This window comes from Dactylosporangium fulvum, from assembly GCF_025137375.1.
Lineage (GTDB): Bacteria > Actinomycetota > Actinomycetes > Mycobacteriales > Micromonosporaceae > Dactylosporangium > Dactylosporangium fulvum.
In genome coordinates this window covers 1,939,008-1,951,130 of sequence record NZ_CP073720.1, presented here as the reverse complement: position 1 = coordinate 1,951,130, position 12,123 = coordinate 1,939,008, and the positions used below count along the sequence as shown (strand labels likewise).

General features: G+C 72.8%; 11 protein-coding genes. 3 read left to right on the top strand and 8 right to left on the bottom strand.

Features of this window, described 5'->3' with window-relative positions; translation table 11 throughout:
* The first annotated feature begins 63 nt into the window (after positions 1 to 63).
* Both Dfulv_RS09050 and Dfulv_RS09045 read left to right on the top strand, forming a co-directional pair.
* Positions 64 to 1,323, top strand: a complete 1,260-nt coding sequence (locus Dfulv_RS09050; RefSeq protein ID WP_259862191.1) for a L,D-transpeptidase — start codon at positions 64 to 66, stop codon at positions 1,321 to 1,323.
* 127 nt (positions 1,324 to 1,450) lie between these two features.
* Positions 1,451 to 2,326 carry a hypothetical protein gene (locus Dfulv_RS09045; RefSeq protein WP_259862190.1) on the top strand — a complete coding sequence of 292 codons (876 nt, stop codon included), beginning with the start codon at positions 1,451 to 1,453 and terminating at the stop codon, positions 2,324 to 2,326.
* Between the two features lie 9 nt (positions 2,327 to 2,335).
* Here the strand turns inward: Dfulv_RS09045 and Dfulv_RS09040 are convergent, their stop codons facing one another.
* Positions 2,336 to 3,613 carry a hypothetical protein gene (locus tag Dfulv_RS09040; protein WP_259862189.1) on the bottom strand — a complete coding sequence of 426 codons (1,278 nt, stop codon included), beginning with the start codon at positions 3,611 to 3,613 and terminating at the stop codon, positions 2,336 to 2,338.
* A 100-nt stretch (positions 3,614 to 3,713) separates the two neighbouring features.
* Here Dfulv_RS09040 and Dfulv_RS09035 point away from each other — a divergent pair, with 100 nt between their 5' ends.
* Positions 3,714 to 4,046 carry a PadR family transcriptional regulator gene (locus Dfulv_RS09035; RefSeq protein WP_259862188.1) on the top strand — a complete coding sequence of 111 codons (333 nt, stop codon included), beginning with the start codon at positions 3,714 to 3,716 and terminating at the stop codon, positions 4,044 to 4,046.
* Here Dfulv_RS09035 and Dfulv_RS09030 read toward each other — a convergent pair.
* The 7 genes from Dfulv_RS09030 to Dfulv_RS09000 all read right to left on the bottom strand — a co-directional run bounded on the left by Dfulv_RS09030 (position 4,021) and on the right by Dfulv_RS09000 (position 12,112).
* On the bottom strand, positions 4,021 to 4,764 hold the full coding sequence (locus tag Dfulv_RS09030) for a permease prefix domain 1-containing protein (RefSeq protein WP_259862187.1): 744 nt from the start codon (positions 4,762 to 4,764) through the stop codon (positions 4,021 to 4,023). The genes Dfulv_RS09035 and Dfulv_RS09030 overlap by 26 nt on opposite strands.
* 34 nt (positions 4,765 to 4,798) lie before the next feature.
* Positions 4,799 to 6,571 carry a thiol reductant ABC exporter subunit CydC gene (gene cydC / locus Dfulv_RS09025; protein WP_259862186.1) on the bottom strand — a complete coding sequence of 591 codons (1,773 nt, stop codon included), beginning with the start codon at positions 6,569 to 6,571 and terminating at the stop codon, positions 4,799 to 4,801.
* Positions 6,568 to 8,208, bottom strand: a complete 1,641-nt coding sequence (cydD, locus tag Dfulv_RS09020; RefSeq protein ID WP_259862185.1) for a thiol reductant ABC exporter subunit CydD — start codon at positions 8,206 to 8,208, stop codon at positions 6,568 to 6,570. Before cydD ends, cydC begins: the two co-directional genes overlap by 4 nt.
* A 5-nt stretch (positions 8,209 to 8,213) precedes the next feature.
* Positions 8,214 to 9,194 (bottom strand): cytochrome d ubiquinol oxidase subunit II, encoded by a 981-nt coding sequence (locus tag Dfulv_RS09015; RefSeq protein WP_259862184.1) that lies wholly within the window; start codon positions 9,192 to 9,194, stop codon positions 8,214 to 8,216.
* Complete coding sequence (locus Dfulv_RS09010) at positions 9,191 to 10,444, bottom strand: cytochrome ubiquinol oxidase subunit I (protein ID WP_259862183.1); 1,254 nt, start codon at positions 10,442 to 10,444, stop codon at positions 9,191 to 9,193. The genes Dfulv_RS09015 and Dfulv_RS09010 overlap by 4 nt, the downstream gene beginning before the upstream one ends.
* 143 nt (positions 10,445 to 10,587) lie before the next feature.
* Positions 10,588 to 11,121, bottom strand: a complete 534-nt coding sequence (locus tag Dfulv_RS09005; RefSeq protein ID WP_319805779.1) for an ACT domain-containing protein — start codon at positions 11,119 to 11,121, stop codon at positions 10,588 to 10,590.
* Positions 11,122 to 11,134: 13 nt separating this feature from the next.
* Positions 11,135 to 12,112 carry an ACT domain-containing protein gene (locus Dfulv_RS09000; RefSeq protein ID WP_319805778.1) on the bottom strand — a complete coding sequence of 326 codons (978 nt, stop codon included), beginning with the start codon at positions 12,110 to 12,112 and terminating at the stop codon, positions 11,135 to 11,137.
* Between the last annotated feature and the right edge of the window lie 11 nt (positions 12,113 to 12,123).

Sequence of the window (12,123 nt, the reverse complement as noted above, 5' to 3'; positions counted from 1 at the left end):
AAACCTGGGATACACCGGCCTCAGAACCGATGCATGCTCTAGCCCAATGAAGGAGGTGTGGACATGGGAGTCTCCGCACGCGTACTGGCCACGATCACCGCTCTGACGAGCCTCGTCGCCCTCTCTGCTTGCAGTTCCGACACGAAGCCCAAGTGGAGCGGGACCGACGGCAGTGCCGGCGGCCCCTCGGCTTCCGCGTCCGCCGAGTTGCCCAAGGCGACCTTCGCCGCGCCCGCAGACGGCGCGAACAACGTCTCCACCGCCGCCGAACTGTCCCTGCAGACGAGCCCCGGCGCCAACGCCGTGGTCACGCTGACGGACACCGCCGGTGGCACGGTGGCGGGCTCGTTCCGCCCGGACGGAGCGACCTGGGTCCCCACGACGCAGCTCAAATACGGCACGCAGTACACGGCAACCGTGACCTCCGCCGGCGACGCCGCCGGCACCAAGGTCACCTTCACCACCATGGCCAAACCCGGCAAGACGGTCAACGTCTCGACCGCCCTCTCGGACAACAAGGTGTATGGCGTCGCCATGCCGATCGTCGTCCGCTTCGGCTCGAGCGTCCCGCAGGAGCTGCGGGCGAGCGTCGAGAAGCGGCTGCTCGTCAAGAGCGACCCGCCGCAGGTCGGCACCTGGTACTGGTTCAACGGCGGCGAGGTCCACTACCGCCCGAAGGAATACTGGCAGGCGGGCACCAAGGTCAGCGTGCGGTTGGCCACGGGCGGCCTCCAGCTCACCAAGACCGGCTACGGCACACGGGACGTCACCAGCAACTTCACCATCGGCGACAAGATCATCTTGACCACCGACGACAAGACCAAGCAGATGACGGTCGAGAAGAACGGTGAGGTCGTCAAGACGATCCCGGTGAGCCTCGGCAAGCCCAAGACGCCGTCGTCGAGCGGGCACATGGTGGTCATGGACAAGCAGCAGTCCGAGCTGTTCGTGTCGACCGACCCGTCCGACCCGTACCGCGAGACGGTGTACTGGACACAGCGCACGACCAGCGGCGGCGAGTACATCCACTCGGCCCCGTGGTCGGTCGGCGACCAGGGCAAGCGCAACGTCTCGCACGGCTGCACCAACGTCTCCGAGGCCAACGCGAAGTTCCTGTTCAACCTGACGAAGATCGGCGACGTCCACATCGTCAAGGGCACGCCGCGCAAGCTCGCCTGGGGCAACGGCTGGACCGACTGGGACAAGCCCTGGAGCGAATACGTCAAGGGCAGCGCGCTGCCGCCGCCGGCCGAGACGGCCACGGCCGACCCGAGCGCGTCGGCGAGCGCCGCACCGAGCGGTTCGGCGGCACCCGCCGCCTGACGAGCACAGCCACACAGCGCGACCCGCGGGGCCGCTGTCCGATCCCCGGACCGCCGGGGCGGACAGCGGCCCCGCGGCTGTCCGCCCCGAGTGAGCCGAGACATCGACGAACGCTAGCCTTCCGCCCATGGCTCTCGTCCGACGCAACGTCGTCCTCGGCACCACCCCCGGCCGCGTCGTTGCCGCGGCCACGGTCGCACCCGCTCAGCAGGCCGTCGGCCGCGCGCAGGTCCCGGCCCACATCCCGGCGCAGGCCGGCCCCGCCGACGCATCGGCCCCTTCGGGGGTCGCCGCGGACATCAGCGCCCCTGGAGGCGCCCCCGGAGGCGCCCCCGGAAGTGCTCCCGGAGGCGACGCCGGCGTCCCGGCGGAGATCGGCACGGCCGTCGCCGTCGCCGGCGGTGACATCCCGGCCCCCGGTGGCGAGGCCGCCGCCGTCCCGCCGCAACAGGCGAGCATCGGCGCCCTCGTCTCGGCGTTCCTGCTCGTCGCGGCGGGCGGGGCCGTCTCCTGGGCGTTCTGGCGGTTCGACGTCAACGCGCAGGCGATCCACCTGCCCGACGCGACCACGATCTTCGCCGCGCTCTTCGCGTTCGCGACCGCGGTCGAGCGGATCCTGGAGCCGTTCGCACGGTTCCTGCCCGGCAAGCACGCCCGCGGCGAGTTGGAGAAGGCGGTCGCCAACCTCGCCAACAAGTACCACGAGGCGACCCTCGACGACCTGATCCAGGTCGCCCACGCCAAGTCCATGGTGGAGAAGGGCCGCGCCAGCCGCGGGCTCGTCTCCTGGGGCCTCGCCACCGCCATCGCGACCATCGCGTCGTCGGCCGGCGGCATCTACCTGCTGCACGCGATGGCCGACGAGGGCTGGAACGGCATCCCGGTGTGGGTCGACGCGATCGTGACCGGCATCGTCGTCGGCAGCGGCACGAAGCCGCTCCACGACGTGATCAGCAAGGTGCAGAAGAACAAGGAGAAGTCGGAGGACACCACGGCGGCCTGAACCGCGGCGTCACAGCACCAGCAGCCCGTCGGCCTGCGCGCTCTGCGCGAGCGCCGAGAGTGCGTAGTCGGCGTCGACGAACGGCAGATAGGGCAGGTCGTACGGGTGGGTGCGCAGCACCTGCGTCGCATGGTGCGCGGGCACCATGCCCGACGGGTACGCCCGGGCGCACCGCCGGTCGACGAGGCTGTGCCGGGAGGCGAACGCCGCGATCGCCTCCCACTCCGACAGGTGCGCCACGGTCGGCAGCGGCATCCCCGGCGGCTCGGGCAGCACCTCGACCGACGTGTACGGCTCGCTGCCCGCGAGCCACCACGACAACGCACGGACGGCCGAACGCAGCGGGTGCTCGCACCAGTAGGGCACCAGCCCGGCCCGGATCACGTGCCACGGGTCGATGAGGCGGCCGCACTCGACGACCAGCCGGTTGCCGGTGCGGTCGCCGCCGCGCAGCCACTCGCGGTACAGGTCGGCGACCGCGCCACTGAGCACGTCGGGGTGCCGGTAGAGGACCTGCCGGACCGGGTGCCCGTGCGCCGTCGCGAACCGGCGGAGGTCCTCGACGAGACCCCGGTCGACGCTGCGCTCGCTGTCGCCGTCCTCCGGCTGGTTCGTTCCGCCGCCGTCCCTGCGGTCGTAGTAGTCGCTGGGCATCAGGCCGCTGGCCCGGCTGCCGAGCTGGAAGGTGTACCCGCCGTCGCCGCGCGTCGTCAGCCAGCGGCTCACGTCGCGGACGACCAGAATCGGGGCGTCCGGCGTGAGCCGCTCGGCGACGAACTCGCGGTACGCCGTGGGGAATCGCTGCCAGCGGACCACGGCGTAGGCGGCCGCCGCCCCGGACCAGCCGCGCCAGACCGGGTCGTACACCTGGCGGACGGTCACGTCGGCGTTGGCGTCCAGGACGTCGCGGGCGAGGCGCTCCCCCTCGGCGGCCGGGTGTTCACTCGTCGCGGCGTCCGGCGTCGGTACCTCGAACGAGACCGGCAGCCAGGGCACGCCGAGCGCCAGCGCGAGGTGCACCGCCGCACCGTGCGGCGACCCGACGACCAGGCCGTGGTAGCGGCCCTCCGGCAGGTGCCCGACGAGCCACTCCGCGACGACGGCCGCGTTCAGTTCCCGCTTCGCGTGCCTGCCCCGCGGAGGGCTCCACTGCGGGGTCGACACCGCCGGCCGGGGCACCCCGCGCCGGAACGCCAGCGCCCGGCTCGAGGCGATCGCAAGGGTCGTCCCCAGGCCGTTGGGCCACAACAGCTCGATGTCACGCGCGGACTCGACCCGACGCCTCATACTTCTCCCGTCGCCGATGGTGCAGCCGGTCTGCCCAAGAGGCGGGGCGCTAAACCCCCTCCATAGCGTGTCGGCGAAGGAACCCGTAGACTCGCTACACATGAAGGCGGACGCGCTACGCGGGCATCTCGACGCACTGTTGCTCGCGGTTCTCGACGGCGAGCCCCGCCACGGCTATGCGATCATCGAGGCCCTGCAGGAGCGCAGCGGCGGATCGCTCGCGCTGCCCACCGGCACCGTCTATCCGGCCCTGCGCCGGCTGGAGCGCGCCGGTTACGTCGAGAGCGCCTGGTCCACCGTCGGCGGCCGGGAGCGGCGCACCTATCGCCTGACCAGCGCCGGCCGCAAGGTCCTCGCCGAGGAGCGCTCGGCCTGGCAGGAGTTCACCGCGACGATCGGCGCGGTGCTCATGCCCCCGCCGGCCACCGCGTAGTCAGCGGTCCCGTCCCGGCATTCCCGGGCAGCCGCGGGGTTGTGTTCGCGAAGCTCACGCACCGCACCGCGAGCACGCCCGCATAGCCGAACGCCGCCAGGTTGACCATCATGCCGATCAGCACCGGCGGCCAGGTCACCGCGGCCGGCCACTGGTAGATGCTGAGCACGAACACCGCCGCCCCGACCAGACCGTGCAGGCCGAGGAACATCATCGTGCCGAGCCCGACCATGCGCGCATACCGCACGCCGTCGCCCAGGAAGCGGCTCCCCCACGAGAAGCCCACGATCACCAGCGCCGCGATCGCCGCCGCGAGGAACGACGTGTATTGGAAATGGTCGACGAGCACCCAGTAGAAACGGCTGGCCTTGTCGGTGCTCCACGGGCTGTCCCACCACATCAACGGCTCGAGCAGGTTGACGACGGGCAGGGCGAGCGCGATCCAGGCCGCCGTGCGACGGCCTTGAAGGTTGGCCAGCTCCGCCTGGTAGGCGGGCACCACCTGCCGGTAGGTGCCGAACTCGCCGACGGCACGGCGCTCCGCGTCGGCCCGGTCGAGCCCGGCGTCCTCGAACGCGTCCGCGGCGTCCTGCAGGCTGTGCCGCGCCTCCATGACCATCTCGGCGCGGTGCTTGCGGGGTCCGCGCAGGGCAGCGGCGAGGCCGTCGACGTAGTGGTCGATCGGGCCGTCGGCCTTGCGGTGCGAGACCACCTCCACGGGGACAAGAATCCCACACCCGACGAGCCCGGCGTCAACCGCGGCCGAGTCTGCCCGCCTCGACCCTGACCACGTCGTCGAACCGCGCGAGGTCCGCCTGCCGGTGGGTCACCACGACCACCGTCCGGTCCCCCGCGGCCCGCAACGCCGTGGCGAGCACCGCGTCCGCCGCCGCGGGATCGAGCCCTTCGGTGGGCTCGTCGAGCAGCAGTACGGGCGGTGCGTCCAGCAACGCGCGAGCGAGCAGCAGCCGCTGGCGCTGCCCGCCGGAGAGCTTGGCGCCGTCCTCCCCAACGAGTTCGTCGAGCCGGTCGCCGTACTCCGGCAGGCCGGCGTCGGTCAGCGCGCGCCGGACGGCGTCGTCGTCGAAGCCGTCCCGCCAGAGGGCGACGTTCTCCCGTACCGTCGCGTGGAACACGTGTGCGTCGGCGAACACCCCGCCGGCGACCCGCCAGCGCTCGACCCCGTCGGGGAACCCTTCGACGGCGCCCTGCTCGACCTCGACCCGGCCCGCGATGACGTCGAGCAGCGTCGACTTGCCGGCGCCGCTGCTCCCGACGACGGCGACCCGCCGCCCGGCCGGGATGTCGAGATCAACCCGCTCGAGCGCGGCAGCAAAACTCCCCGGGTACCGCACAGTGACCCCGGCCAGCCGCACCCCCCACTCGTGCTGATCATGCACCTGTGGTGCCGCGACCCTCCCGGTCTGCCCAGGTTTGTCGGGCACCACAACCGCATGATCAACGCGACTGGCGGAGCCGGCGGCCAGGAGGGCGCGGACGCGGGCCAGGGCGGCCCGGAGCTCGGACTGGCGGACCGCCGCGGACGCGAGCGGTACGACCACCTCACCGACGGCGAGCGCGATCAACGCCAGCACCGGCGCGGCCGAGCCGTCGACGGCGAGCGCGATGCCGACCGCGAGCAGCGCCGGCACCAGCGCGGCGATCCCGCCGACAACCGCGCCGACACTCGCCGCGCGGGCCTCCAGCCGGGCAAGCCGCCGCCCCTGCCCGGCGGCCCGGTCGAGGGCGCGCGGCAGCGCACCGTACGCGGCCAGCTCCGCCACGCCGTGCACCACGTCCACGGCCGAGGCGGTGACGTCACCACGGGCGGCCGCGATCGCCGCCGACCCCCGGCGGCTCAGCACGTGCCCGAGCCAGGGCAGGAGGACCCCGGCGACGAGGAGCCCGGCCGCGAGCACGGCCCCGGCGAGCGGCTCGACGGCCCCGATCCCGGCGACGGCCCCGATCCCGACCAGCGCCGCGACACAGGCGGGCAGCACCCCGCGCAGGATCACGTCCTGAACGGCGTCGACGTCGGAGACGACCCGGCTGAGCACGTCCCCGCCGCTCCCAGCCGCACCACCGAGGTCAGCCCGGCCCAACTGCCCGCCACTATGTCCGGATATATCGGATTTATCACCGGCGTTGAGTGAGCGGCCGGCCGTGGAGCCGGCCGTGGGTGCGGCCGTCGACACGCCCGAGGCCGGCTCCGCGAGGGCGGCGAAGACCCGGGTGCGGAGGTCGGCCAGGACCCGCAGGACGGCGTCGTGGCCGGCGAGGCGCTCGGCGTAGCGGAGGCCGCCCTTGAACAGGGCGAACGCGCGCACCGCGGCGATGGCCACCGCGAGCGCGGCCAGCGGCGGCTGTTCGGCCGCGCGGACGATCATCCAGGTGGCGGTGCCGATGAGGCCGATGCCGGCCAGCTCGGTCGCGACCCCGAGCAGCCCGGCGAACACCAGCCGCACCACCGCGCCGGCACCCACCAGGCGCGAGACAGAGGTGTTGACAGAGGCGTCGGTCGTCATGCCGGCACCGCCTCCGCCGCCGAGCGCTCCGTCAGCCGGCCGGCGCGGACGTCGACGATCCGGGTGGCGATCGACAGCAGGGCCGGGCGGTGGGCCACCAGCAGCGCCGTGCGGTCGGCGGCCAGCCGGGCGGCCGAGGTGATCACCGCCGCCTCGCTCGCCGGGTCGAGCCGCGCGGTCGGCTCGTCGAGCAGCAGCAGGCGGGCGTCGCGGCGCAGCCAGACGCGGGCCATCGCGAGCCGCTGGCGCTGGCCGCTGGAGAGCCCGCGCACGCCCAGGTCCGTGTCGTAGCCGTCCGGCAGCGCGCGCACGAATCCGTCCGCCTCGGCGGCGACGGCGGCCGCCACCACGTCGTCGAACGGCGCGTCCGGGGCGCCGAGGCGGATGTTGTCGGTCACCGTGCCGGCGAAGAGGTGCGGGCGCTGCGGCATCCAGGCGAGCCGCGCCCGCCACGCCGCCAGGTCGAGGTGGCTCAGGTCGACACCGCCGACGAGGACACGCCCGGTGGTCGGCGCGGTGAAGCCCAGGACGAGTGCGAGGACGGTGGACTTGCCGCCGCCGCTCGGGCCGACCAGCGCGACCCGGTCGCCGGGCGCCACCTCCAGCGACGCCTCGCGGAGCGCGACCACGTCGCCGTACTCCACGCCGACCCGGTCGAACACCAGGCCGCTGAGCTCCGGCAGGCGGGCCTCGGTGGTGGCCGGCGGCGGCGCGTCGAGCACCGCGAACACCTCCGAAGCCGCCGCGAGCCCTTCCTGGCTGGCGTGGAACTTGGTGCCGAGGGCCCGCAGCGGGAGATACGCCTCGGGGGCGAGGAGCAGCACGACCAGCGCGGCGCCCAGCGTCAGCCTGCCGTCCAGCAACCGCAGGCCGACCGGCACCGCGACCAGCGCGACGGAGACGGTGGCGACCAGCTCCAGCACCAGCGCCGAGAGGAACGCCAGGCGGAGCGTGCGCATCGTGGCCACGCGGTAGGCGTCGGCCATCTCGTGGACGCGGCGCACCTGGGCCCGTTCGCGACCGAACGACCGCAGCGTCGGCAGGCCCTGCACGGTGTCGAGGAAGTGGCCGCCGAGGCGGCTCAGCAGGTGCCATTGGCGTTTGGTACGGGCACCGGTCTGCCACCCGACGAGCGCGCCGAAGACGGGGATGAGCGGCAGTGTCAGCCCGACCACGACGGCGGACGCGAAGTCGGTGATCGCCAGCCAGCCGAGCACCGTGAGCGGGACGAAGGCGGCGAGGAAGACCTGCGGCAGGTAGCCGGCCAGATAACCGTCGAGCCCGTCGACGCCCCGCCCGGCGAGGGTCGCGAGCTCGCCGGCGCGCCTGCCGGCCAGCCAGCCCGGCCCCCGCCCGGTCGCCTTCCGCAGCAACTCCTCGCGCAGGTGCGCCTTCACGCCGGCGGCGGCCCGCCCGGCGAGGGCGTCGGCGCCGGCCCGCTGGACGCCGCGCAGGACGACAGCGGTCAGGCAGACCAGCAGCGCGGCCCGGTCGAGCCGTCCGTCGACCGCCGCGACCAGCACGGCCGCGAGGCTGACGGCCTGCGCGACCACGAGGATCGCGGCCAGCAGCGCCGAGCCGGCCAGGACGATCGCGTATCGCCGGACCGGCCCGAGCCGCAGCAGTCGTTTGTCCACGTGCCCTACCAGTAGAGGGGGGTGGGCACTCGCTCCCGCCGCCGGAACAGCCACCAGCAGGAAACCTGCACGGCGACGAGCACCGGCAGCAGTGGCGCCGCACCGAAGGCGAGCAGTCGCAGCGTGTCGCCGCCGGCCGCCGCGTCGTCGACGGTCACCGTCGCGCCCGGGTCCACCGTGGACGCTAGCACGCCCGGATACAGCGCTGATGCGACCGCGACCACGGGTAGGGCACAGGCCACAAGGGTCGCGGCGAACGCCCACCGGGGCCGCAGCCCGGCCACCACCACGGCGACCGCGACGGCCAGGGTGAGCAGGGTGGCGATCAGCGGGTTGCGGATCGAGGCCGGGCTCTGCACGTACCACCCCCCGGCGACAAGGAGCACGACGGCGGCCGCGGCCGGCGCGAGCCGTGCGGTGCGGCGGCGCATCCGCTCGCGCAGTGGGCCGTCGTCGAGTCGCCAGGTGAGGAACGCGGCACCGTGCGTGAGGACCAGCAGCACGTTGGCGAGTGCGGTGCCCCAGACGAGCGGGTCACGGAGCGCCGGGAAGCCGTGGACGTGGCCGTCGGCGGTCAGCGGCACGCCGTGCAGCAGCGTGCCGAGGAGCAGGCCCCAGCCGAGCGCGAGGGCCAGGCCGCTGACCGCGATCAGCGGGTCGAACAAACCCCGGCGCCGGCCCCGGCTGCGCAGCTGGACGGCCGCGTTGAGCGCGAGGAGCGCCATGAGGGTCACGACGATCACCGGGTAGGCGGCGCCGAACAGCTCGCCCTCCAGGCGCGGGAACGCGGCGACGAGCACACCGATCGCGCCGACGATCCAGACCTCGTTGCCGAGGAACATCGGCCCGATCGCGTTGAGCGCGCGGCGGCGGTCCGCGTCGCCGCCGATGGTGGGCAGGAGCATCGCGACGCCCTGGTCCAGCCCGCCGAGCGCGAAGTAGAGGACGAAGAGCATGCCGAGGATGCCGTACCAGAAGGTGCTCATAGCGCCACTCCCGTCAACTGCCGCTCGGGCTCCGGCTGGGGCAGGAACTCGTCGCCCGGTCCGCGTCTGGCCTGTCTGGCGAGCAGCCACCAGTCGACGAGCACCAGTCCGGCGAGCAGCACGGTGAAGCCGATCGTCGACCAGCGCAGTGCGCCCGCGCTCATCGGCGACACCGCGTCGGCGGTCTTGAGCAGCCCGTAGACGGCCCAGGGCTGGCGGCCTTCCTCGCGGACGATCCAGCCGGCGATCGCGGTGAGGAAGGGCACGGGGATGATCGCGGTGAGCACCCACAGCATCGGCCGGGCCCAGCGCCGCCTGACGATGACGTCGCGGACGGTCAGCACCTGCGCGACGAGCAGCACCAGGAAGAGCAGGTTGGCGACCTCGATCATCAGGCCGAGCGAGGTGCCGACCGCGTTGCTCGGCAGGTAGTCCCCCGGCCCGAACTTCGCGACCATCGCCGCCTGCTGCGCCACCGCCTCGTCGCCGCCCGCGAGTTTGGTCGGCTGGTAGGCGCCGATCGGGCCGAACTGCGCATAGCCGAAGCCGATCGTTAAGAACAGGCCGACCAGCGCGACCGGCAGGCCCAGCCGCAGCGAGCGGCGGAACAGCTCGTCGTCGCTGCGGCGCTTGCGCAGGTGCCAGGCGCTGACCCCGGCGAGGAAGATGCCGCCGGTGACCATCGCCGCGGAGACGGCGTGCATCAGCGCGAACCACAGGGCGCCGTTGCCGAGCAGCGCGCCGAAGCTGGTGAGCCGCGCGGTGCCGGCGGCGTCGAGCTCGTAGCCGACGGGGTGCTGGAGGAACGCGTTGGCGACCATCACCCAGAACGCCGACAGCATCGCGGTCGCCGCGACGCCCCAGATCAGCGCCAGGTGCAGCTTCTTGTTCAGCCGCCCCCAGCCGAAGATCCACATGCCGAGCAGCGTGGACTCCAGCACAAACGCGATGAGCGTCTCCAGGGCGAGCGGCGCGCCGAACACGTCGCCGGTCAGCCGCGACAGGCCGCTCCAGTTCATCCCGATCTGAAACTCCATGACCAGGCCGGTCGCGATGCCGACGGCGTAGTTGATCGCATACAGCAGCCCCCAGAAGCGGGCCATCCTGCCGTACACCGGGTTGCCCGACGTCACGTAGCGCGTCTGCATGATCGCGACGAGCACCACGAGCCCGAGCGTGAGCATCACGAAGAGGAAGTGCATCGACGCGGTGAGCGCGAACTGCAGCCGCGCGAACTCGAGGCCGCTCATGCGTGGGTCCGCAACATGTACCCAATCAACATGTCGCCACCCTACATGTAGGCGCGCGACGGTGCAGCCCCATGTGCTGTCGTGGCTGAGACGGCTCTCAGCCGGCCCGGAGCACCCGGGCCGGCTGTGATCGTTCGGTGCCGCTAGGCGGCGGTGCGCTTGCCGGCGACGCTCGCGAGCGCGACCAGCGCCTGGGCGCGGGCGTACTCCGCCGGGGTGAACGCCGGCGCGTGCCGCCGGACAAAGAGCGTGCCGCCCGCCGGGTCCTGCAGTTGCATGCCCGTCGCGGTGAAGCCGGCGGTGCCGGTGGAGCTTTCGGCGCGCCAGGAGATGTCGCAGTTCCCGAGCAGGGACGCGATCGCCTCCTCCAACGTCGACGTCTCGTCGATCACCTTCGCAGCCAGGGCCAGCACGCGGGTCGGCTCGTCGATCAGGCCGCGCACGTCGGCCCGGGCGATCCACGGGTCCCGGCCTCGGCCGCGCTGCACGGCCTCGAGCAGGTCGCCCGCGGTGAGCTGGTCCGGGGCCTCGACCAGGAAGTCGTCGACCGCGCCGGACTCGGTCGTGTGCACCTGCACCGAGAGGATGTTGACCTTGCGCAGCGCGAGGCTGGCGGTCAGCACGGAGAGGAAGCCGGGCCGGTCGTCGACCGTGGCCCGGATGCGCCAGAGGGTCATGCCGCGCTCCTGGCTAGGCTGCCCACGAGGGGCTTGTGCCGGCGGGAGCGGGCGTTCCGGCAACAGAACCGCCCGCCTTACCCAGCTCCGCCAAGCCGGGCCCCGCCAGCCGTTCCCCCAGCACAGACGCGGTTGCACCGACCAACTGCGCCAGCCGTTCCACTTCGGAGCCGTGGAAGGGTGGCGCTCCAGCGTCGCCGTCCGCCCCGCCGCGGGCGACGACAAGGACCAACCCTCCGCGCTGAAAAGGCGCGACAGCAAGATGAATGCCGTCAGCTGCGCTCATCGCACGGGGTCGGAGTGGTGCGATGTCCACCTGTGGGGGGACAACCGGAGCGCGCCAACTGGCGCAGATCACTGAGCTCTCGGACCATGCCTGGGCGCGCGCGCCGCCGCCCGCCCAGTCGGATCCCACCTGGATCGCGACCGCCCAGTCCGCGCCGAACAGTGCGGGAGCCGCATCAACGACCGTTGCCAGGCCGTTCTGCGGGTTCGCCGCCACCTGTCCGATGAGCGCGACCTCGCGGCCACTGTTCGGCTCCGACAGCTCCGTGCCGCGCCACACACCGTCTACGCGGACGCCTGGGATCGCCGCGAGACCGGCGAGGACCCGGTCGACAGGAGCCGAAGCCGGCCAGACCACAGTGAAGTCGTCCACCGCGCGGCCTCCGACCCGTTCCAGCACTATCACCGAAACGATGTCGGCGCCGACCACACCCAGCGTCCGGGCAACCTGCCCGAGTGAGCCGGGACGGTCGGGCAGCACAACCCTCAGCCGTAGCAGCATTGAGTCGACCTCCCGTTCGTCCTTGGCCTGAGGATGTACGCCGCCGTTGGTGTACGCCTTGCTCTCCGGTACACGAACAGATTGCCCACCGCCCGTTTCCGCGCCGTTTCGCCACCGTGTCGATGCCGGAACGTTTACGAGCCCGCCAAACCCGACATTCACCGACAAAGGCCAGATGAGCGCTTGACAGAGAATGCGTCTCACCCATGGACTGA

What these genes read in the sequence shown, in the direction of transcription:
- Dfulv_RS09050 (WP_259862191.1), top strand. Translation starts at nt 64, where the DNA reads ATGGGAGTCTCCGCACGCGTACTGGCCACGATCACCGCTCTGACGAGC.
- Dfulv_RS09045 (WP_259862190.1), top strand. Translation starts at nt 1,451, where the DNA reads ATGGCTCTCGTCCGACGCAACGTCGTCCTCGGCACCACCCCCGGCCGC.
- Dfulv_RS09040 (WP_259862189.1), bottom strand. Translation starts at nt 3,613, where the DNA reads ATGAGGCGTCGGGTCGAGTCCGCGCGTGACATCGAGCTGTTGTGGCCC.
- Dfulv_RS09035 (WP_259862188.1), top strand. Translation starts at nt 3,714, where the DNA reads ATGAAGGCGGACGCGCTACGCGGGCATCTCGACGCACTGTTGCTCGCG.
- cydC (WP_259862186.1), bottom strand. Translation starts at nt 6,571, where the DNA reads ATGACGACCGACGCCTCTGTCAACACCTCTGTCTCGCGCCTGGTGGGT.
- Dfulv_RS09015 (WP_259862184.1), bottom strand. Translation starts at nt 9,194, where the DNA reads ATGAGCACCTTCTGGTACGGCATCCTCGGCATGCTCTTCGTCCTCTAC.
- Dfulv_RS09010 (WP_259862183.1), bottom strand. Translation starts at nt 10,444, where the DNA reads ATGAGCGGCCTCGAGTTCGCGCGGCTGCAGTTCGCGCTCACCGCGTCG.
- Dfulv_RS09005 (WP_319805779.1), bottom strand. Translation starts at nt 11,121, where the DNA reads ATGACCCTCTGGCGCATCCGGGCCACGGTCGACGACCGGCCCGGCTTC.